This window comes from Bacillus cereus, from assembly GCF_002567495.1.
Taxonomy (GTDB): domain Bacteria; phylum Bacillota; class Bacilli; order Bacillales; family Bacillaceae_G; genus Bacillus_A; species Bacillus_A cereus_AQ.
Map to the genome: position 1 here is coordinate 39,160 of NZ_NVAP01000041.1, position 19,162 is coordinate 58,321.

Consider the following 19,162-nt stretch of genomic DNA (forward strand, 5'->3'; position numbering starts at 1 on the left):
CTGTCTACGGTACACTATTTAAATTCACAACATAAATGATTATATTAAATCTTCTTCATGAAGTCAACTTCCAATTTTTACGCTAATGTAGAAACGTCTACACGTACGCCAGGTCCCATTGTAGAAGCAACTGTTACGTTCTTCATGTAAGTACCTTTTGCAGCAGATGGCTTAACTTTTAATAAAGTGTCAGCGATTGTTTTGAAGTTTTCTACTAATTTAGCATCTTCGAAAGATACTTTACCGATTGGAACGTGGATGTTACCAGCTTTATCAACGCGGTATTCAACTTTACCAGCTTTGATTTCGTTAACAGCTTTAGTTACATCGAAAGTAACTGTTCCAGTTTTAGGGTTTGGCATTAAACCTTTAGGTCCTAATACGCGACCAAGTTTACCAACTTCACCCATCATGTCAGGAGTTGCTACTACTACATCGAAATCAAACCAACCTTGTTGGATTTTACCGATGTAATCAGTATCGCCTACGAAGTCAGCTCCAGCAGCTTCAGCTTCTTTAGCTTTTTCACCTTTAGCGAATACCAATACACGTTGTACTTTACCAGTACCGTGTGGAAGAACAACTGCACCACGGATTTGTTGGTCAGCTTTCTTAGGGTCAACACCTAAACGGAATGCAGCTTCTACAGTTGCATCAAATTTAGCTGTGTTTGTTTTCTTTACTAATTCTACTGCTTCTGTTGCAGAGTAAGCAGATGCACGATCAACAAGCTTTGCAGCTTCTACGTACTTTTTACCTCTTTTAGCCATTTTTATTTCCTCCTCGAATGTGGTTTTAGCGGAATAACCTCCCACGTTTACGCCTGTTTTCAGGTATAACCTGAGGATGAGCGCCATCCATTTATTTAAAAACAATAATCATTTACGATAATAAAGGTTGCGAATTGGAATTCCAGACCCGCAACCTTTTTTAAAAACAAATCGAATTAGTCTTCGATAACGATGCCCATACTGCGTGCAGTACCTTCAACCATACGCATTGCAGCTTCTACGCTAGCAGCGTTTAGGTCAGGCATTTTAGTTTCAGCGATTTCGCGTACTTTATCACGCTTAACAGTTGCCACTTTATTACGGTTTGGTTCACCAGAACCAGACTCAATACCAGCTACTTTCTTAAGAAGAACAGCAGCAGGAGGAGTTTTAGTAATGAAAGTGAATGAACGGTCCTCAAATACCGTAATTTCAACAGGGATGATAAGACCAGCTTGATCTGCTGTACGAGCGTTAAACTCTTTACAGAAGCCCATGATGTTAACACCTGCTTGTCCTAATGCTGGACCAACTGGTGGAGCTGGGTTAGCTTTACCTGCAGGAATTTGAAGCTTTACCATTTTAATTACCTTTTTAGCCACGAGACACACCTCCTTAAGTCCGTGATGTGGTCAATTGGACAGTGATTTGCCCTCCCACGTCATATTTTATCTGTAAGGATAAAATCTTTCAAAAAACGTCTCCGATAACGAAGACGTACTGACTTAAAAGATATTATCACTTTTTACAATTCATTTCAAGTTTCATTTTATAATTTTTCAATTTGATGGAAGTCAAGTTCAACTGGAGTCTCGCGACCAAACATGTCCACAAGCACGCTAACCTTTTTCTTCTCCACATCAATTTCTTCAATAGCACCTGTATAATCTGCGAATGGACCCTCATTTACACGTACTGTCTCATGAAGTTCGAAGTCGAAATCAACCACTTCGTTATCCATTCCCATATGCTTCATAATGGTAACAACTTCCTCTTCTAATAGAGGTGATGGTTTAGATCCAGAACCAGAAGAACCAACGAACCCAGTTACACCCGGCGTGTTACGTACAACATACCAAGAATCATCAGTCATGATTAATTCTACTAATACATAACCTGGGAACACTTTTCTTTTCATTAATTTTTCTTTTCCGTTTTTCATTTCTACTTCTACTTCTTCCGGGACAACAACACGGAAAATTTTATCTTGCATACCCATTGATTCTACACGCTTCTCTAGGTTTGCTTTTACTTTATTTTCATATCCAGAATAAGTATGGACAACATACCAACTTTTTTCCATTCATTTAGGACGAGCGTCCTTCCCTCCCTGACGTGCATTTTTTTGCGCAAATGAAAAAACCCGTTCACCGGGCTTTTACACAGTTCTTATAAATAACATTATATCATGGATAAGTGCTTCTTATTCAAGAATTAACCAAGAATTAACCGAATTAAAGAAGAAATACCCATATCAACTACTGCGAAGAAAATCGCAAAGAACACAACTGTAGCAACAACAGTCGCTGTTGAGCGGAGTAATTCATCTTTTTTAGGCCAACTTACTTTTTTCATTTCGCGACCTACATCGCCGAAAAAGTTCGTTAAACGCATCTGCGGGACCTCCAGTGTATTATTTCAATTATTTATTTTGTTTCCTTGTGAACTGTATGCTGATTGCATGTTTTACAAAACTTTTTTATTTCAAGTCGCTCTATCGAGCTCGTATCTTTCATAGTAGAGTAGTTTCGATTTTTACACTCTTCACATGAGAGTACAACTTTTTTCCTCATTAGTTACACCAACCTTGTAACATTATGTCCCTAAAAATGTATCATACAATAAAAGACAATGTCAATGACATGCATTTTGTACTCTCTACAAAAGAAAACAGGTGATTTATTTCACACCTGTCGCACTTGTTATTTGTTATGAATTTAAAGTTGTACTTTCTCGCATTTCCATATATCGTTCCAATTTCCTCTTCACACGCTGTAAAGCGTTATCGATAGATTTCACATGCCTGTTTAACTGTTCTGAAATCTCTTGATAAGAACGCCCATCTAGATATAAAGAAAGTACTTTTCTTTCTAAATCGCTTAATAATTCAGATATTTTTGATTCTATGTCTGTATATTCTTCCTGGCTAATAATCATCTCTTCAGGATCAGTTACCTTCGCTTCAGAAATAACATCCAATAGCGTTCGATCAGATTCCTCATCGTAAATCGGCTTATCTAAAGACACATACGAATTTAAGGGAATATGCTTTTGTCTTGTTGCCGTTTTAATAGCGGTAATAATTTGTCGAGTGATACACAGTTCAGCAAATGCTTTGAATGAAGACAGCTTGTCCTCTTTATAATCACGAATTGCTTTAAACAACCCTATCATGCCTTCTTGAACAATGTCTTCTCGATCGGCACCTACTAAAAAGTAAGATCTTGATTTCGCGCGAACAAAGTTCTTATATTTGTGAATTAAATATTCTAGAGCGTCAGTATTACCTTTTCGAACTAACTCAACGATTGCCTCATCCTCTAAATCACGAAATGTAACGTCGCCTACACTTACGAAGCCTGCTTCCACCTTGATCCCTCCGACCGCTATTTATTTAGCAATATTATACAGTAAAAAGGCAAAGAGCGTCAATGCTTCAACGCTCTCCTCTTCTTAATTTTTCTAATTTTTCTGTAATATCTTTACTAAATATCTTTCGCATGGCGGGTTGTTGTTCTTTCGTGTCTTTTGTACGCCTTCTTACTTGTTGCTCCATCGCTTGTACTTCTAGCTCTAATTCACGCGCGGATTTCCGAAGGGCACCTTGCGCAAATATAACCCATTGTTCCGTATAATCAGAAGTCGCAACATATATTTGTGTATTAATATTTCTAAGCTCTATCGCAAGTTGCTCTATCTTTTCGTCTGCAGTTTGATTCTTTCGTGTGAATATTACTTCCACACGAGATTGTTTCATCTTTTTTTCAATACCATGGACTGTATAGGCATCAAAGACTATCATCACTTTTGTGCCTGTATAACCTTGATAATCCGCCATCTTATCAATAAGCGCATCTCTTGATGATTGCAAATCTACATCCCGTAGTTTCTTCAAATCTCCCCAAGCTCCGATAATGTTGTAACCGTCAACGATTAAAATATCGTTCATCTTTTATTTACCAATTTCGTGACGTTTACGATATACCTCATACATTAACAAACTTGCGGCTACTGAAGCATTTAAGGATGTAACTTTACCAACCATCGGTAGAGTGATTAGGAAATCACACTTTTCACCAATAATACGACTCATACCTTTTCCTTCACTACCAATTACTAACCCAATCGGCATTTTACCATCTAAATTACGGTAATCCGTTTTCCCTTTGGCATCTGTACCAGCAATCCAAAGTCCACGTTCTTTTAATTCATCAATTGTGCGAGATAAGTTTGTTACGCGCGCAACAGGAATGTATTCAATTGCTCCTGTTGATGCTTTCGCAACTGACGCTGTAAGTCCCACAGCTCTTCTCTTTGGAATAATAATCCCATGAGCTCCTGTTGCATCAGCAGTACGCATAATAGAACCTAGGTTATGTGGATCTTCAATCTCATCTAAAATTAAGAAGAATGGATCTTCATTACGTTTTTCTGCCACTTTAAATAAATCTTCTAACTCCGCATACTGATATGCAGCTACTTGAGCAATTACACCTTGGTGATTACCCTCAACTAATTGATCTAACTTTTTCTTTGGTGCGTGTTGTAGAATAACCTTATTTTCTTTCGCTAACGCTAGTACAATCTGTACTTGTCCTTTGGCAGCACCTTCTGCGATCCAAATTTTATTAATATCTCTCCCTGATCGTAACGCTTCAATTACAGGGTTACGTCCGATAATATATTCACTACTCATGATGATGTGCCCCCTTCCTTTTCTTCTAAAACTGCAATTGCCTTATATACAATTTCGTCTAATCTTTCACGGTTATTTAATAAATGATGATAACCAATTAGCGCTTCAAAGGCTGTACTATGTCGATATGTTTGTACATCCGTATTTTTCGGAACTGTACCTGAATTTGCATTACGCCCTCTTCTTAATACCGCCTCTTCTTCCTCTGTCAAAAATGCCGTCTCTAATAAATGATAAACAACTTTCGCCTGTGCTTTTGCTGAAACAAAGCTCGTCCCTAAGCGATGTAATTGATTAGGGCGAACCTTTCCTTTTTGAAGGAGGTGATAGCGGATATATTGTTCATATACCGCATCACCCATATACGCTAACGCTAAGCTGTTTAATTGCTTTGCATCAATCATCCTTATCCTCTTTTCCATCTTGTACCTTGAGCGGTATCTTCTAAAATAATATTACGTCCTTTTAAATCGTCGCGAATTTGATCAGACAATGCGAAATCACGATTTTTACGAGCCTCAATGCGCTTTTGGATAAGCTCTTCAATTTCTTCATCCAGCAATTCTTCTTGTGTTAATTCTAATCCTAAAATATCAAATAACGTTTCCAGTTGTTTTACGTACGCTTCGATCACAACTTTAGATGTATGCTCTTCAAGTAAATATTGATTTGCATGATTGGCTACATTGTATAATTCGGTAATTGCATTCGCAGTGTTAAAGTCATCATTCATTGCCTCTTCAAATGCAGTCTGGAATTTCTCTATTTCAGCTAACCATTTCTCATTATGGTCTGTTAAATCCGTACTGCTTTCCATACGATGCTTTAAGTTTCCATAAGCTGTTTTAATTCTTTCCAGTCCATTATTCGTACTTTGTAATAAATCTTCACTAAAGTTAATCGGATGACGATAGTGTACTGATAACATAAAGAATCTAATTAACTGCGGGTCGTATTGCTTAATGATATCGTGAACTAAAATAAAGTTACCAAGCGATTTAGACATCTTCTCATTGTTAATATTAATATATCCATTATGCATCCAGTAACGTGCAAACGTTTTTCCAGTCAATGCCTCCGACTGCGCAATTTCATTTTCATGATGCGGGAACGCCAAGTCTTGACCACCAGCATGAATGTCAATTGTATCCCCTAAGTACTTACGCGCCATCGCTGAGCATTCAATATGCCACCCTGGACGTCCTTTCCCCCAAGGGCTTTCCCAGAAGATTTCTCCTTCTTTCGCAGCTTTCCATAAAGCAAAATCAAGAGGATCTTGTTTCTTTTCCCCTACCTCAATACGAGCACCGTGACGTAAATCTGCGATTGGTTGATGTGATAATTTACCGTAACCTTCGAATTCCTTCGTTTTAAAGTACACATCACCCTCTGATTCATATGCATACCCTTTATTTACAAGTTCTTGAATAAATTCAATAATGATATCCATATTTTCTGTTACACGAGGATGAACTGTTGCGTGTTTGCAACCTAGCGCTGTTACATCTTCAAAGTACGCTTCAACAAAACGATCAGCAATTGTCGGTACATCTTCACCTAATTCATTTGCCGCTTTAATTAATTTATCATCTACGTCCGTAAAGTTAGATACGTATTGCACATCGTATCCTTTATATTCTAAATAACGACGTACTGTATCGAATACCATAGGAGGTCTTGCATTCCCAATATGAATGTAGTTATAAACTGTAGGTCCGCATACATACATCTTTACCTTATTTTCTTCTAATGGAACAAACTCTTCTTTTTGACGTGTTAACGTATTATAAATGTGAATAGTCATTTTTATCCTTCCTTTCTACCTTTACTTCCAGTTGTTTCTTCAATTTATCAAGTTCTACTTCCATAGCCTTTAATTTATCAAAAATTGGATCCGGAAGGTCAGAGTGATTTAATTCTTGACCAATCTTTACTCCATTTTGAATAACGACTCGGCCAGGTATACCTACAACTGTAGAATGTGCAGGGACTTCTTTTAATACGACAGACCCTGCCCCGATTTTAGAATTCTCTCCCACAGTAATAGAACCAAGGACTTTAGCACCCGTCGCAATTAATACATTATCCTGAATTGTTGGATGCCTCTTTCCTTTTTCTTTCCCTGTACCACCTAATGTAACCCCTTGATAAATTGTTACATTATCACCAATTTCACAAGTTTCTCCAATTACAACTCCCATTCCATGGTCTATGAAAAAGCGTCGACCAATAGTTGCTCCTGGATGAATCTCAATGCCAGTAAAAAAGCGACTCACTTGTGAAACAAAACGTGCAAGAAAGAAAAAATCCCTTTTATAAAAAGCATGTGCAATTCGATGAGCCCAAACTGCATGTAATCCAGAGTAAGTTAAAATGACTTCAAAATAACCTCTTGCCGCTGGATCCTGTTCAAAAACGACTTCAATATCTTCCCGAAGCCTCTTAAACATCGGTGTTCCCTCCCCTTTATGGGCTGCTTTTTGTCGAGCGAACTAACTCCCCTAACTCATCACTTATCCCCTAATTCTTTATATAAGGAGATAAATTCTATATTCATACCTATTTACACGGTATAAAAAAAAAGGCGTCTCTGTCATATTGACAGAGACGCCTTTTAAGCGCGGTTCCACTCTGTTTAGGCTTAAAAAAAGCCTCAAACTCATCCATGATAACGGTGTGCACCGCTTCTGCTTACTTTGCGTCCTAAGACGTCCCACGAAACAATTCGCTGTTCAGCAGAAGACTCGAAGGGGCATTTCAAAAATCCGCTTATAAACCACTCCCAGCCTAAAGGTGGTTCTCTCTGTAAAAAGCCTGATTTTCTACTTCTCCTTCTCGTCGCTTTTCCTTATTAGGTTTTAGGTATACTTATTATATTTCTAAACCTAGAAAATGTTAACCAATTACTTTTTGAAGACGATTTAAAACTTTTTCTTTTCCAAGAAGTGCAATAGCATTCGGAAGCTCTGGACCATGCGTTTGTCCTGTAGTTGCAACACGGATTGGCATAAATAAATTTTTACCTTTATGTCCTGTTTCCTTTTGAACTGCTTTAATTGCCGCCTTAATTGCCGCTGGCTCCATTGCTTCTAGAGCTTCTATTTGACCAGCAAATGCACGAAGTACTTCAGGTACTTGTTCACCATTTAATACTTCTTGTCCTTCTTCTTCATAATCAACATGATCTTTAAAGAACATTTCAGAAAGCTCTACAATTTCAGCTCCAAAACTCATTTGTTCATGGTATAAAGCAATCACATCACGAATCCAAGCTTGGTCTTGTTCACTTAAAGTTTCTCCTACACGTCCAGCTTTCACTAAATGCGGTAAACTTAACTCTACAACCGTATCTAAATCTTGCTTTTTCATATACTGGTTGTTCATCCATTTTAGTTTTTGAGAATCAAATAATGCAGGTGATTTTGATAAACGAGCTGCATCAAACATTTTGATAAACTCATCTTGAGAGAAGATTTCTTCTTCACCTACTGGTGACCAGCCTAATAGCGCAATAAAGTTAAAGATTGCTTCTGGAAGATATCCAAGTTCTTTATATTGCTCAATAAATTGAATAATATATTCATCACGCTTGCTTAATTTTTTACGACTTTCATTTACAATTAAAGTCATATGACCGAATTGTGGGATATCCCAACCGAAAGCTTCATAAATCATCATTTGTTTTGGCGTGTTTGAAATATGATCATCACCACGAAGTACATGTGTAATCTCCATTAAGTGATCATCTACTGCTACCGCAAAGTTATAAGTTGGGATTCCATCCTTTTTCACGATAACAAAATCACCAAAATCATTTGAATGGAATGCAACTTCGTCTTTTACGATATCTTTGAATGTGTAATCACGATCAGCTGGTACACGGAAACGAATACTCGGAATACGTCCCTCAGCTTCAAATTCTTTCATTTGTTCTTCAGTTAAATCACGGTGGTTACCTGCATAACGAGGTGTTTCACCACGAGAAATTTGTCCTTCACGCTCTGCTTCTAGCTCTTCTTCTGTCATATAACATTTGTAAGCTAAACCACGCTCTAATAAGTCTAGATATAATTTTTTATAAATATCTAAACGCTCTGTTTGACGATATGGTCCAAATTCACCACCAACATCAACACCTTCATCCCAGTCCATACCGAGCCATTTCAAGTATTTTAATTGGCTTTCTTCTCCACCAGCCACGTTACGTTTTACATCAGTATCTTCAATACGAATAATAAACTTGCCATCTAAATGACGAGCAAATAAATAATTAAATAATGCCGTACGCGCATTTCCGATATGTAAGTGTCCTGTTGGACTTGGCGCATAGCGCACTCTCACTTGCTTTTCCATAATTGGTACACCTTCCATTCTTAATGTCTACACATTCTATAATTGTACAACAAAAAAATGTGATTATCCATCTTACGAATTAAAAACCATTATTTTTTCTGTAATAATACCACTGCTTGAGAAGCAATTCCTTCTTCCCTACCTGTAAATCCTAATTTCTCTGTTGTTGTTGCCTTTACATTAATGTTATCTATAGACGTTTCTAACAGTTCACTAATACGTTTACGCATACTTTCAATATGCGGTGCCATTTTTGGCTTTTGAGCAATAATTGTACAATCTAAATTCCCTAACTCGTAACCTTGTTCACGCACAAATTCCCAAACTTTTTGTAACAATACAGCTGAATCTGCATCTTTAAAAGCTGGGTCTGTATCAGGAAAATGCTTTCCGATATCTCCTGCTGCAATGGCACCTAAACATGCATCAGCAATCGTATGTAACAATACATCTGCATCTGAATGACCGATTAATCCTTTCTCGTGTGGAATTGTAATTCCGCCAATAATTAACGGTCTACCTTCCGCAAATTCATGCACATCAAAACCTTGTCCAATTCGAAACATTCTTTACATCCTCCTTGAGCTAAACCACTGAGCTTTATAACTCTATATTATATTGATATCCCTACAAAGAAAAGCCCGGCCATTGCCGAGCTTTCCTTTGTTATACACCATCACGGCTATTTTTTCTGAACATGAAGGAAACTTTCAGCAATTAGTAAATCCTCTGGAGTCGTCACTTTAATATTATAGTAACTCCCCTCTACTACACCTACTTGCTTACCAATGCGTTCCACGAGACTTGCATCATCTGTACCAAGAAAACAGCTCTGTTTTGCACTTCTATGAGCTTCTAACAAAAGAGAAACAGAGAACCCTTGCGGTGTTTGTACAGCCTTAAGCTGAGATCGTTCTACCGTTTCTACAACAACACCTTGCTCTACTTTCTTAACTGTATCCTTTACTGGTACTGCACAAATGGAAGCTCCATATTTTTCTGCTGCTGTTAATACATCTTGAATCACTTTATTCGTTACGAATGGGCGCGCTCCGTCATGCACAAGAACATATTCAACATCACTCGCATGCTGAATCGCGTTATATACACTATCTTGTCTTTCAGCTCCGCCCTGAATAAATTGTACCTGTTTTTCAATCGGATACTTCTGCATTAATTCTTCAAAATACGGGCGTTCCTCTTCGTTAATTGCCATAACAATACTTTGGCACGCTTTATCTCTTTCAAAAGCACGTAATGTATGCACGATAATCGGTACTTCATTTATAAGTAAGAACAACTTATTTTTGCCAGCGCCCATCCGCTTTCCTTGACCGGCTGCCGGAATAATTAATGTATACATATTAATAATCCTCTACTTATAATGCTTTTTCTAATAATTTACGTTTTGCGAAAATCATACGACCAGCCGATGTTTGTAATACGCTAGTAACCAGTACATTAAGTTGCGAACCTACATACTCTCTACCATCTTCTACTACAATCATCGTACCATCATCTAAGTACGCAACGCCTTGGTTTTGCTCTTTACCATCTTTCACAACATAAACATTTAATTCTTCGCCAGGGAGTACAACTGGTTTAATTGCATTAGCTAAATCATTAATGTTTAACACCGTTACTCCTTGTAATTCAGAAACTTTATTTAAGTTGAAATCATTCGTTACTACAGTTCCACCGGTGATTTTTGCTAACTTTACAAGTTTGCTATCCACCTCTTGGATATCCTCGAAATCGCCTTCATAAATTTCTACCGGAATCGGCATCTCTTTTTGAATACGATTTAAAATGTCTAGTCCTCTGCGACCACGATTACGCTTTAAAGCATCGGAAGAATCGGCAATATGCTGAAGCTCTTCTAATACGAATTGTGGAATCACAATTGTTCCTTCTAAAAACTTCGTTTGGCAAATATCAGCAATACGTCCATCAATAATTACACTCGTATCGAGAATTTTCCAATGAGCCGTAGATTTTTCTACCTCTGTCTCTTCGTTCTCACTATTGTTTTTCTTCTTACCTCCGCGTTGGGGTAATGTAAATAATCCTAGCAATTCATTCCTCTTTTTAAATCCTACTTGGAATCCTAGATATCCAAGTAAAAGAGTAAAGAACACTTGCAACACCGTGCTAATAACTGGAATTGTAAATTCACGAATTGGTATTAAAATTAAATATGCAACAATGAGACCAGAGATCAACCCTAATGTACCAAATAAAACATCTGCTACAGGCGCCTTTACAAGAGCCTCTTCAATATGCTTAATAAGTTGAACAATATAATCTACAAGCCAAAATGTTGTTAAAAATAAAATAATTGCACCAATAATTGCACGAACATACGATCCTTCCAATAAAGGAACAGTACCGATGTCTAATACATTAATAACTTTTGGGATTAAGTAAATCCCTAACGCTCCCCCAATTACTAGAAAGAAGAGCTGTACAATCCGTTTTAACATCCAACCACCTCCTACTCATTATTAACCATTGTTTCGCTAATCAAAACGCCGAATGCAAAAGCGGACGTGTTTTTTTATAAATAGTTTTATTTACCAATATATCATATCATATACCAAAAATGTTCTAGTGTCGTTATATTATAGAATCAATGTAATATTCTTAATTGTGTCTACTCATATAGAGATGCTCTTGAATTCTTTTTAGGCCTTCTCGTATTTTCTTCGCCCTTACTTCTCCAATTCCTTCCACATCATCCAATTCATGAATAGTCGCGCGACAAACACCTTGCAACGTTTTGAATCGATTAATTAAATTTTCAATGATAAGTGGCGGAACACGAGAGATTTTGCTTGTGATTCGATATCCTCTTGGTGTCACACTTTCTTCTAAACTGGTTTGCCCTGGGTAGCCAAGTAATTTAACTAAATCACTATCCTCTAAAAGTTGTGTATTTGCAAGATCCTGTAACTTTTTCAAAATTTGATGATGGTCTTGTGTTTTCTCCTGGTGATAATCTTTAATTAATAATGCTGCCTCTGCCTCTAAATCAGCTAGTAGTTCTGTAAGTTGTAAACGGATTAACCTACCTTCTGTTCCTAGCTCATGAATATAGCTCAATATTTCATTTTTAATACGCAGTACCATTTCAACACTATGTAAAACGTGAACTACCTCGGACATTGTAACGACTTCTTCAAATTCTAGAATGCCCAAATTCGTAATACCATCATTCCATACAGCCTTATATTTTTCTAACGTTTGAATAGCTTGATTTGCCTTTGTTAAAATAACCCCTATATCTTTTAGTGTATAACGTAAGTTCCCTTGATATAGCGTAATTACGTTACGTCTTTGTGAAATGGCCACAACAAGACTGCCAGTCTGCTTCGCTACACGTTCTGCTGTTCGGTGACGCATACCTGTTTCAATAGAATCAATAGATGCCTCTGGAACTAACTGTGCATTCGCTATTAAAATTTTACTTCCCGTTTCATTTAAAATAAGTGCCCCGTCCATTTTTGCTAATTCATATAAACTAGCAGGAGAGAATGCACAATTTATGTGAAAACCACCATCAACAATACTTTTAATCTGCTCATTATATCCAAGAACAATTAGTCCCCCTGTTTGCGCGCGAAGTACATTATCTATCCCTTCGCGCAATGGTGTTCCTGGGGCCACGAGCTGTAAAATATTAATCATACTTTTGACACGTTGCTTATTTTCTTCCATAGCCTAGCCTCCTAATGTCAAACGAAGCGCTTCTCCTAAATTAGAAACACCCACAACCTCAATCCCATCCGGAATTGTCCATCCTCCTAAGTTTTTTCTAGGAATAATAACACGTTGAAATCCTAATTTAGCCGCTTCTTGTACACGTTGTTCGATTCTTGATACTCTTCTTATTTCTCCAGTTAAGCCTACTTCTCCTATTACTGCATCAGTTGGTGCCGTAGATTTATCCCTAAAACTTGAGGCTATACTTAAAGCCACCGCTAAATCAATTGCCGGTTCGTCTAATTTCAAACCACCAGCTACTTTTAAATATGCATCTTGATTTTGCAATAGTAAACCTGTTCTTTTTTCTAATACTGCCATAATAAGTGAAACACGGTTATGATCAATTCCCGTCGCCATTCTTCGAGGGTTTCCAAAACTAGTAGGGGAGATTAATGCTTGTATTTCTACTAAAACCGGTCTTGTTCCTTCCATTGAAGCAACTACTGTTGATCCTGCAACACCAACCGGCCTTTCCTCAAGGAAGATTTCAGAAGGATTTAAAACTTCCGCAAGACCAAGCTCTTTCATTTCAAAGATACCCATTTCATTCGTGGAACCAAAACGGTTCTTCACAGCTCGTAAAATACGATATGTATGGTGTCGGTCTCCTTCAAAGTAAAGAACTGCATCGACCATATGTTCTAGCATACGCGGTCCCGCAATTGCCCCTTCTTTTGTCACATGTCCTACGATAAAAATTGGGATTCCCTTTGTTTTTGCAAGTTTCATTAATTCTGCTGTACATTCACGTACTTGTGCCACACTTCCTGGGGCTGACGTCACTTCAGGTAAATGTATCGTTTGAATAGAATCAATAACAACAAAAGCTGGATTCATCTCTTCAATATGTGCTGCAATACGCTGCAGGTCTGTCTCTGCTACAACAAATAGATTGCTACCCTTTACATGCAAACGATCTGCACGAAGTTTAATCTGCTTTGCCGACTCCTCACCCGATATGTATAATACATCATATGAAGAATCTGCTAATTGCGATGAAATCTGTAATAGTAATGTTGATTTTCCAATCCCAGGGTCTCCACCAATAAGTACTAAGGACCCATCTACAATTCCGCCACCAAGCACACGGTTAAACTCTTGAAATTCCGTTTCAATACGTGCTTCAGACTTTGTTTCTACTTCAGTAAGACGTCTTGGTTTTGTTACTTCCGTTTGAATTGCATTCGCGTAATTAAGGCGCCTTGATGATACAACTGGTTCCATCTCTTCAACAAGTGTATTCCATTGACCACATCCAGGACATTTACCCATATATTTCGGTGACTGATAACCACATTCTTGACATATAAATTTCGTTTTCTTTTTAGCCATATCTTTTTATAGTTCACTTCACTTTCGTCTATAAACGTTTATCCTTCTCGTACAACAAAGAGGACTATCGCGTAGCCCTCTTTGTTTGTCTATACTTATTTTACCTTTTCCGCACTATGAATGACAAATGATTCTCCTTCTACATCAAAGATAACTTTTTGTCCTTTCTCAATAGCACCTTTTAAAAGTTCTTCTGATAGTCTATCTTCTACATGTTTCTGGATTGCTCTACGAAGCGGACGAGCACCGTACTCACGATCAAATCCTTTATCAGCAATAGCTGAAATTGCCCCTTCTGTTAAGTGCAATTCGATTTCTTGTTCTTTTAAGCGCTTCACTAACTGATTTACCATAAGAGTTACAATTTCTTGAATATGTTTTTTCTCAAGCATATGGAATACGATAATTTCATCAATACGGTTTAAGAATTCTGGACGAAATGCCTTTTTCAGCTCATCCATTACTTTACCTTTCATATCCGAATAATCGCGGCTCTCATCTTGTACGTTAAATCCAAGATACTTATTACGTTTTAATGCATCTGCCCCAACGTTAGACGTCATAATAACAATCGTATTACGGAAATCAACTGTACGTCCTTTAGAATCTGTTAAACGACCATCTTCTAACACTTGTAGTAAAATATTAAACACATCCGGATGAGCTTTCTCTACCTCATCTAATAAGACAACCGAATATGGCTTGCGACGAACTTTCTCTGTTAATTGTCCACCTTCTTCATATCCAACATATCCTGGAGGAGAACCAACTAAACGGGAAGTAGAATGCTTCTCCATGTACTCTGACATATCGATGCGAATCATTGCATCTTCATCACCGAACATAGATTCTGCCAGTGCTCTTGCAAGTTCTGTTTTACCTACGCCTGTTGGCCCTAAGAAAATAAATGAACCAATTGGGCGTTTCGGATCTTTCAATCCTGCTCTTGCACGACGAACAGCTTTTGCTACAGCTACTACCGCTTCATCTTGGCCAATCAAACGATCATGAAGAATGGATTCTAAGTTTAATAATTTATCAGTCTCTGTTTGTGCAAGTTTAGAAACTGGGATACGCGTCCATGTAGAAACGACATTTGCAATATCTTCTACCGTAACCTCTGAATTTTCTTTTCCTTGTTGCTCTTTCCATTGACGCTTTGTATCTTCTAACTTCTCACGTAAGCGTTGTTCCATATCACGTAAGGATGCAGCCTTTTCAAATTCTTGGCTTTGTACAGCCGCATCTTTTTCTTTCCGAATCTCCTCAAGCTTCACTTCAAGCTCTTTTAAGTTTGGTGGTGTTGTATACGAACGTAAGCGAACTTTTGAAGCAGCTTCATCAATTAAATCAATTGCTTTATCCGGTAAAAATCGATCTGTAATATAACGATCTGAAAGTTTTACAGCTGCATCAATAGCATCATCTGTAATAGATACACGGTGATGCGCCTCATAACGATCACGTAAACCTTTCAAGATTTGAATCGATTCTTCTAAACTTGGCTCATCAACATGAATTGGTTGAAAACGTCTTTCTAAAGCCGCGTCTTTTTCAATATATTTACGATACTCATCTAAAGTTGTTGCCCCAATACATTGTAACTCTCCACGTGCTAAAGATGGTTTTAAAATATTCGATGCATCGATTGCACCTTCTGCTCCACCTGCACCAATTAATGTATGAAGCTCATCAATAAATAGAATAATATTGCCTGCTTGGCGGATTTCATCCATCACTTTCTTTAAACGATCTTCAAATTCACCGCGATATTTCGTTCCAGCTACCACTGTACCCATGTCTAGTGTCATAACACGCTTATCTCTTAACGTTTCAGGAACTTCATTATTTACAATTTGCTGTGCTAATCCTTCTGCAATTGCCGTTTTACCTACACCAGGCTCACCAATTAATACTGGGTTGTTTTTCGTTCTACGGCTTAATACCTCAATTACACGTTGAATTTCTTTACCACGTCCAATAACAGGGTCTAAGCGATTTTCACGGGCAACAACTGTCAAGTCCCTTGCTAAACTGTCAAGTGTCGGTGTATTTGCGTTTGTTGCAGAACCACCTTGATGACCTGAACTAGCTTCATTACTCCCAAGAAGTTGTAACACTTGTTGTCTTGCTTTATTTAGACTTACACCTAAATTATTTAAAACACGTGCCGCTACACCTTCACCTTCACGGATTAAACCGAGTAAAATGTGTTCTGTTCCAACGTAAGAATGGCCTAGCTTACGCGCTTCATCCATAGATAATTCAATAACTTTTTTAGCACGAGGTGTATAATGTACAGTTTGAGAAGCTTCTGTTCCACGCCCAATTAACGCTTCTACTTCTTTTTGAACTTTCTCTGGACTTAATCCAAGAGCAATTAACGCTTTTGCTGCAATTCCTTCACCTTCGCGTACAAGCCCAAGTAAAATATGTTCTGTTCCAATATTATTATGCCCAATGCGAATTGCTTCCTCTTGAGATAAAGCTAATACTTTCTGTGCTCTTTCTGTAAATCTTCCAAACATCATAGAAATCGCCTCCTACTTGCGCTTAGTTTTTTTCAATACGTAATCGCTCACGGATTAAGGTTGCTCTTCGATAATCTCTTTCTTCTGGTCCTAAAGGTCCGCCTGCGTATTGTTGTAAAATACCTGGTTGCGTAAGAACCATTAGCTCAGTCAAAATATTTCTCGATATACCTTTTATATATCCTAGATCAATACCAAGTCGTACATCTGATAAGCAATTGGCTGCTTCTGCAGATTGAATTAAACGACTGTTTGCTAGTATGCCGTAAGAACGATACACCTTATCTTCAAGTTCAATACTTGAATTTTGTACAATTAATTCTCTAGCCATTTTTTCTTGCTGTATAATTTGTTGAACGACACTCCTTAAATCTGCAATAATATCTTCTTCAGACTTTCCTAGCGTCATTTGATTTGACACTTGAAATATATTACCTAACGCTTCGCTACCTTCACCGTATATTCCTCTTACTACTAACCCTAATTTTTGAATTACTTGTATAATACGGCTAATTCTTTTTGTTAAAACCAGTCCTGGTAAATGAATCATCACAGAAGCTCTTAACCCTGTGCCAACGTTAGTAGGACAACTCGTAATATATCCAAGTGATTCATCAAAAGCGTATTCAACTTCTTTCTCAATCCAATTATCTATTTGATTGGCACTTTGAAGCGCCTCTGATAACTGTAATCCTGAAAATAAGCACTGGATCCGAATATGGTCTTCTTCATTAAGCATAACACTAATATGTTCACTTTCTGATAGTAGACATGCTCCATATTCTGTCCCTGCAAGATTTGGACTAATTAAATGCTTTTCGACTAAAACTCTCCTTTGAAGAGGGGTTAATTCATTCATCTTTAATAGTCCAAACTCCCCAAAGGAGCCTACTGCTTTATTTATAAATTTCTTTTTAAATAATTCATGAATCTGTCTAGCTTCTTCTTCGCTTTGCATAGTGGAAAATTGATATTGTTTAAAATTACGAGCCAAACGAATTCGACTACTTAAAACAATATCAGAATCAGGGCCATCCCCCTTCATCCATGGACTAATCGCTTCATTCATAATTTTGTCCAGTGACATAGAACTATTCCCCCTCTCTATGCTCACTAAGCTGCATTTCAAGACCTCGAATCTTATCTCTTACCTCTGCAGCTTTCTCAAATTCCTCTTTCTGCACGTATTGTTTCAGAATGAGTTTTAGTTCATCTAATTCTTTCTTTAAGTGGATATTTCCTTCTATACGTTCCGGAATTTTTCCACAATGATCTGTATGCCCACCGTGAAGACGTTTTAATAATGGCTTTAAATGCTCCTTAAATGTATCGTAACAAGAAGAACAGCCAAAGCGTCCCACTTTTGTAAATTGTTCATATGTCATCTTACAATCTGGACACCTTACTATATCTGCATTTGAAAATCCATTTTTTCCTTCTTCAAACATTGTTGATTCACCGTGTAATAAACCAGCAAATAAATCATGAAATGAAAAATTAGACTGCGATGATTGAAAGAAAGACGTATAGCCACTTTGCTCTGCACATTGCTCACAAAGATGAACTTCCGCCTTCTTCTCGTTAATTACTTTTGTATAATGTAAAGTTGCTGGTCTTATATTACAGTTTTGACAAGTCATCACTATCCCCACCTTTACAACAGGAACGCTCTATCTCATGGTACTTTTCATACATTACTAGATTGTTCGCTTTCCTGAATCCATTTAAATAAAAGTGCATGTTCTTTTTCAAAACTTCTACAATATTTAACTGCTTTATCTTATGTTATCGTTCTTTTACAAAAGCTATATTTATTTATATTTCAGTGTTCTTAACATTGCGCATAATATTCGAGCCCTAAGTTCATCTCGAGAAGGAACATCCATTGATAATACAGAACGATCTATTACGCTTAACATCAGTTTCGCTTCACGATTTGTTATGATTCCCTCTTCTATTAAACGTATAATCATACTTTCTGCATTCCCTTGCGCAACGCTATGATCAATCATATGAAGCATTTGATCAATAATATCTATATCGTCATGCAGTTTGACTTTTATAATGCGAATGTAACCTCCTCCACCACGTTTACTTTCTACTACAAATCCTCTTTCTAACGTAAAACGGGTATTGATTACATAATTGATTTGAGATGGTACGCACTCGAATCGATCCGCAATCTCATTTCTCTTGATTTCAATCACATTATTATTGCTTAAGTCAATAACTTGCTTTAGATATTGCTCAATGATATCAGATATATTTCTCATTTATCCGCCACCTTTATTGACTTTGACTATCTTTGACTTTAATTATATACGTATTAATAAAATTTGCAACTCTTTTGCTTATTCACTATCCTAGCCACATTCCCCTACCTTTAATCAAAATAGTAATTATTTAAGCACATTTTTTAATTACTATGGATTATAAAAGAAAACACGAAAAAACACGAGTCATTTGACTCGTGTCTTAGTTGCTTGGCGACGTCC

The 19,162-nt window shown here is 37.3% G+C and carries 21 protein-coding genes and 2 other annotated features (1 of these 23 cut by a window edge); all 21 genes read right to left on the reverse strand.

Going from position 1 to position 19,162, the window contains the following annotated elements:
• Window positions 1-28 (reverse strand) — a sequence feature (ribosomal protein L10 leader region) (it extends 116 nt beyond the left edge of the window).
• Between the two features lie 49 nt (window positions 29-77).
• Window positions 78-770: a 50S ribosomal protein L1 gene (gene rplA / locus COK05_RS19935; RefSeq protein ID WP_002094239.1), complete on the reverse strand. Its 693-nt coding sequence runs from the start codon at window positions 768-770 to the stop codon at window positions 78-80.
• A gap of 176 nt (window positions 771-946) precedes the next feature.
• Entirely contained in the window at window positions 947-1,372 is a 426-nt protein-coding gene (gene rplK / locus COK05_RS19940; protein ID WP_001085872.1) for a 50S ribosomal protein L11, read from the reverse strand.
• A 167-nt stretch (window positions 1,373-1,539) separates the two neighbouring features.
• Entirely contained in the window at window positions 1,540-2,073 is a 534-nt protein-coding gene (gene nusG, locus COK05_RS19945) for a transcription termination/antitermination protein NusG (protein WP_000415794.1), read from the reverse strand.
• Window positions 2,074-2,204: 131 nt separating this feature from the next.
• Window positions 2,205-2,384 (reverse strand): preprotein translocase subunit SecE, encoded by a 180-nt coding sequence (secE, locus tag COK05_RS19950; protein ID WP_001241323.1) that lies wholly within the window; start codon window positions 2,382-2,384, stop codon window positions 2,205-2,207.
• Window positions 2,385-2,416: 32 nt separating this feature from the next.
• Window positions 2,417-2,563 (reverse strand): 50S ribosomal protein L33, encoded by a 147-nt coding sequence (gene rpmG / locus COK05_RS19955; protein ID WP_014481927.1) that lies wholly within the window; start codon window positions 2,561-2,563, stop codon window positions 2,417-2,419.
• 136 nt (window positions 2,564-2,699) lie between these two features.
• Window positions 2,700-3,359 (reverse strand): RNA polymerase sporulation sigma factor SigH, encoded by a 660-nt coding sequence (locus tag COK05_RS19960; protein WP_000387198.1) that lies wholly within the window; start codon window positions 3,357-3,359, stop codon window positions 2,700-2,702.
• 67 nt (window positions 3,360-3,426) lie between these two features.
• On the reverse strand, window positions 3,427-3,939 hold the full coding sequence (locus COK05_RS19965) for an NYN domain-containing protein (RefSeq protein ID WP_098613942.1): 513 nt from the start codon (window positions 3,937-3,939) through the stop codon (window positions 3,427-3,429).
• Window positions 3,940-3,942: 3 nt separating this feature from the next.
• Window positions 3,943-4,686, reverse strand: a complete 744-nt coding sequence (gene rlmB, locus COK05_RS19970; RefSeq protein WP_000093762.1) for a 23S rRNA (guanosine(2251)-2'-O)-methyltransferase RlmB — start codon at window positions 4,684-4,686, stop codon at window positions 3,943-3,945.
• Entirely contained in the window at window positions 4,683-5,090 is a 408-nt protein-coding gene (locus COK05_RS19975; protein WP_000564261.1) for a Mini-ribonuclease 3, read from the reverse strand. The genes rlmB and COK05_RS19975 overlap by 4 nt, the downstream gene beginning before the upstream one ends.
• Before the next feature lie 2 nt (window positions 5,091-5,092).
• Entirely contained in the window at window positions 5,093-6,490 is a 1,398-nt protein-coding gene (cysS, locus tag COK05_RS19980; RefSeq protein WP_098613943.1) for a cysteine--tRNA ligase, read from the reverse strand.
• Complete coding sequence (gene cysE / locus COK05_RS19985) at window positions 6,471-7,136, reverse strand: serine O-acetyltransferase (protein WP_000476495.1); 666 nt, start codon at window positions 7,134-7,136, stop codon at window positions 6,471-6,473. The genes cysS and cysE overlap by 20 nt, the downstream gene beginning before the upstream one ends.
• A 150-nt stretch (window positions 7,137-7,286) precedes the next feature.
• Window positions 7,287-7,534, reverse strand: a binding site (T-box leader).
• A 47-nt stretch (window positions 7,535-7,581) separates the two neighbouring features.
• Window positions 7,582-9,039: a glutamate--tRNA ligase gene (gltX, locus tag COK05_RS19990; protein ID WP_098613944.1), complete on the reverse strand. Its 1,458-nt coding sequence runs from the start codon at window positions 9,037-9,039 to the stop codon at window positions 7,582-7,584.
• Window positions 9,040-9,128: 89 nt separating this feature from the next.
• Entirely contained in the window at window positions 9,129-9,605 is a 477-nt protein-coding gene (ispF, locus tag COK05_RS19995; RefSeq protein ID WP_000488386.1) for a 2-C-methyl-D-erythritol 2,4-cyclodiphosphate synthase, read from the reverse strand.
• A 116-nt stretch (window positions 9,606-9,721) separates the two neighbouring features.
• A complete protein-coding gene (ispD, locus tag COK05_RS20000) occupies window positions 9,722-10,402 on the reverse strand; it encodes a 2-C-methyl-D-erythritol 4-phosphate cytidylyltransferase (protein ID WP_098613945.1) in 681 nt (226 codons plus the stop codon).
• Between the two features lie 16 nt (window positions 10,403-10,418).
• Window positions 10,419-11,522, reverse strand: coding sequence for a PIN/TRAM domain-containing protein (locus COK05_RS20005; RefSeq protein WP_098613946.1), 1,104 nt, complete (start codon window positions 11,520-11,522; stop codon window positions 10,419-10,421).
• Window positions 11,523-11,682: 160 nt separating this feature from the next.
• Window positions 11,683-12,756, reverse strand: a complete 1,074-nt coding sequence (gene disA / locus COK05_RS20010; RefSeq protein ID WP_000392164.1) for a DNA integrity scanning diadenylate cyclase DisA — start codon at window positions 12,754-12,756, stop codon at window positions 11,683-11,685.
• 3 nt (window positions 12,757-12,759) lie between these two features.
• Window positions 12,760-14,136 (reverse strand): DNA repair protein RadA, encoded by a 1,377-nt coding sequence (gene radA, locus COK05_RS20015; RefSeq protein ID WP_001085199.1) that lies wholly within the window; start codon window positions 14,134-14,136, stop codon window positions 12,760-12,762.
• A gap of 95 nt (window positions 14,137-14,231) precedes the next feature.
• Window positions 14,232-16,667 (reverse strand): ATP-dependent protease ATP-binding subunit ClpC, encoded by a 2,436-nt coding sequence (gene clpC / locus COK05_RS20020; protein ID WP_098613947.1) that lies wholly within the window; start codon window positions 16,665-16,667, stop codon window positions 14,232-14,234.
• A 22-nt stretch (window positions 16,668-16,689) separates the two neighbouring features.
• Window positions 16,690-17,754: a protein arginine kinase gene (locus tag COK05_RS20025; protein WP_098613948.1), complete on the reverse strand. Its 1,065-nt coding sequence runs from the start codon at window positions 17,752-17,754 to the stop codon at window positions 16,690-16,692.
• A 4-nt stretch (window positions 17,755-17,758) separates the two neighbouring features.
• Window positions 17,759-18,307 carry a UvrB/UvrC motif-containing protein gene (locus COK05_RS20030; RefSeq protein ID WP_098613949.1) on the reverse strand — a complete coding sequence of 183 codons (549 nt, stop codon included), beginning with the start codon at window positions 18,305-18,307 and terminating at the stop codon, window positions 17,759-17,761.
• A 171-nt stretch (window positions 18,308-18,478) separates the two neighbouring features.
• Window positions 18,479-18,940, reverse strand: a complete 462-nt coding sequence (ctsR, locus tag COK05_RS20035) for a transcriptional regulator CtsR (protein WP_001244560.1) — start codon at window positions 18,938-18,940, stop codon at window positions 18,479-18,481.
• Between the last annotated feature and the right edge of the window lie 222 nt (window positions 18,941-19,162).

Coding starts and splice junctions, on each gene's coding strand:
- nusG (WP_000415794.1), bottom strand. CDS start 2,073: ATGGAAAAAAGTTGGTATGTTGTCCATACTTATTCTGGATATGAAAAT.
- rlmB (WP_000093762.1), bottom strand. CDS start 4,686: ATGAGTAGTGAATATATTATCGGACGTAACCCTGTAATTGAAGCGTTA.
- COK05_RS19975 (WP_000564261.1), bottom strand. CDS start 5,090: ATGATTGATGCAAAGCAATTAAACAGCTTAGCGTTAGCGTATATGGGT.
- ispD (WP_098613945.1), bottom strand. CDS start 10,402: ATGTATACATTAATTATTCCGGCAGCCGGTCAAGGAAAGCGGATGGGC.
- COK05_RS20005 (WP_098613946.1), bottom strand. CDS start 11,522: ATGTTAAAACGGATTGTACAGCTCTTCTTTCTAGTAATTGGGGGAGCG.
- COK05_RS19965 (WP_098613942.1), bottom strand. CDS start 3,939: ATGAACGATATTTTAATCGTTGACGGTTACAACATTATCGGAGCTTGG.
- cysE (WP_000476495.1), bottom strand. CDS start 7,136: ATGTTTAAGAGGCTTCGGGAAGATATTGAAGTCGTTTTTGAACAGGAT.
- radA (WP_001085199.1), bottom strand. CDS start 14,136: ATGGCTAAAAAGAAAACGAAATTTATATGTCAAGAATGTGGTTATCAG.
- cysS (WP_098613943.1), bottom strand. CDS start 6,490: ATGACTATTCACATTTATAATACGTTAACACGTCAAAAAGAAGAGTTT.
- disA (WP_000392164.1), bottom strand. CDS start 12,756: ATGGAAGAAAATAAGCAACGTGTCAAAAGTATGATTAATATTTTACAG.
- gltX (WP_098613944.1), bottom strand. CDS start 9,039: ATGGAAAAGCAAGTGAGAGTGCGCTATGCGCCAAGTCCAACAGGACAC.
- ctsR (WP_001244560.1), bottom strand. CDS start 18,940: ATGAGAAATATATCTGATATCATTGAGCAATATCTAAAGCAAGTTATT.
- ispF (WP_000488386.1), bottom strand. CDS start 9,605: ATGTTTCGAATTGGACAAGGTTTTGATGTGCATGAATTTGCGGAAGGT.
- rplA (WP_002094239.1), bottom strand. CDS start 770: ATGGCTAAAAGAGGTAAAAAGTACGTAGAAGCTGCAAAGCTTGTTGAT.
- rpmG (WP_014481927.1), bottom strand. CDS start 2,563: ATGAGGAAAAAAGTTGTACTCTCATGTGAAGAGTGTAAAAATCGAAAC.
- secE (WP_001241323.1), bottom strand. CDS start 2,384: ATGCGTTTAACGAACTTTTTCGGCGATGTAGGTCGCGAAATGAAAAAA.
- COK05_RS20025 (WP_098613948.1), bottom strand. CDS start 17,754: ATGTCACTGGACAAAATTATGAATGAAGCGATTAGTCCATGGATGAAG.
- clpC (WP_098613947.1), bottom strand. CDS start 16,667: ATGATGTTTGGAAGATTTACAGAAAGAGCACAGAAAGTATTAGCTTTA.
- COK05_RS20030 (WP_098613949.1), bottom strand. CDS start 18,307: ATGACTTGTCAAAACTGTAATATAAGACCAGCAACTTTACATTATACA.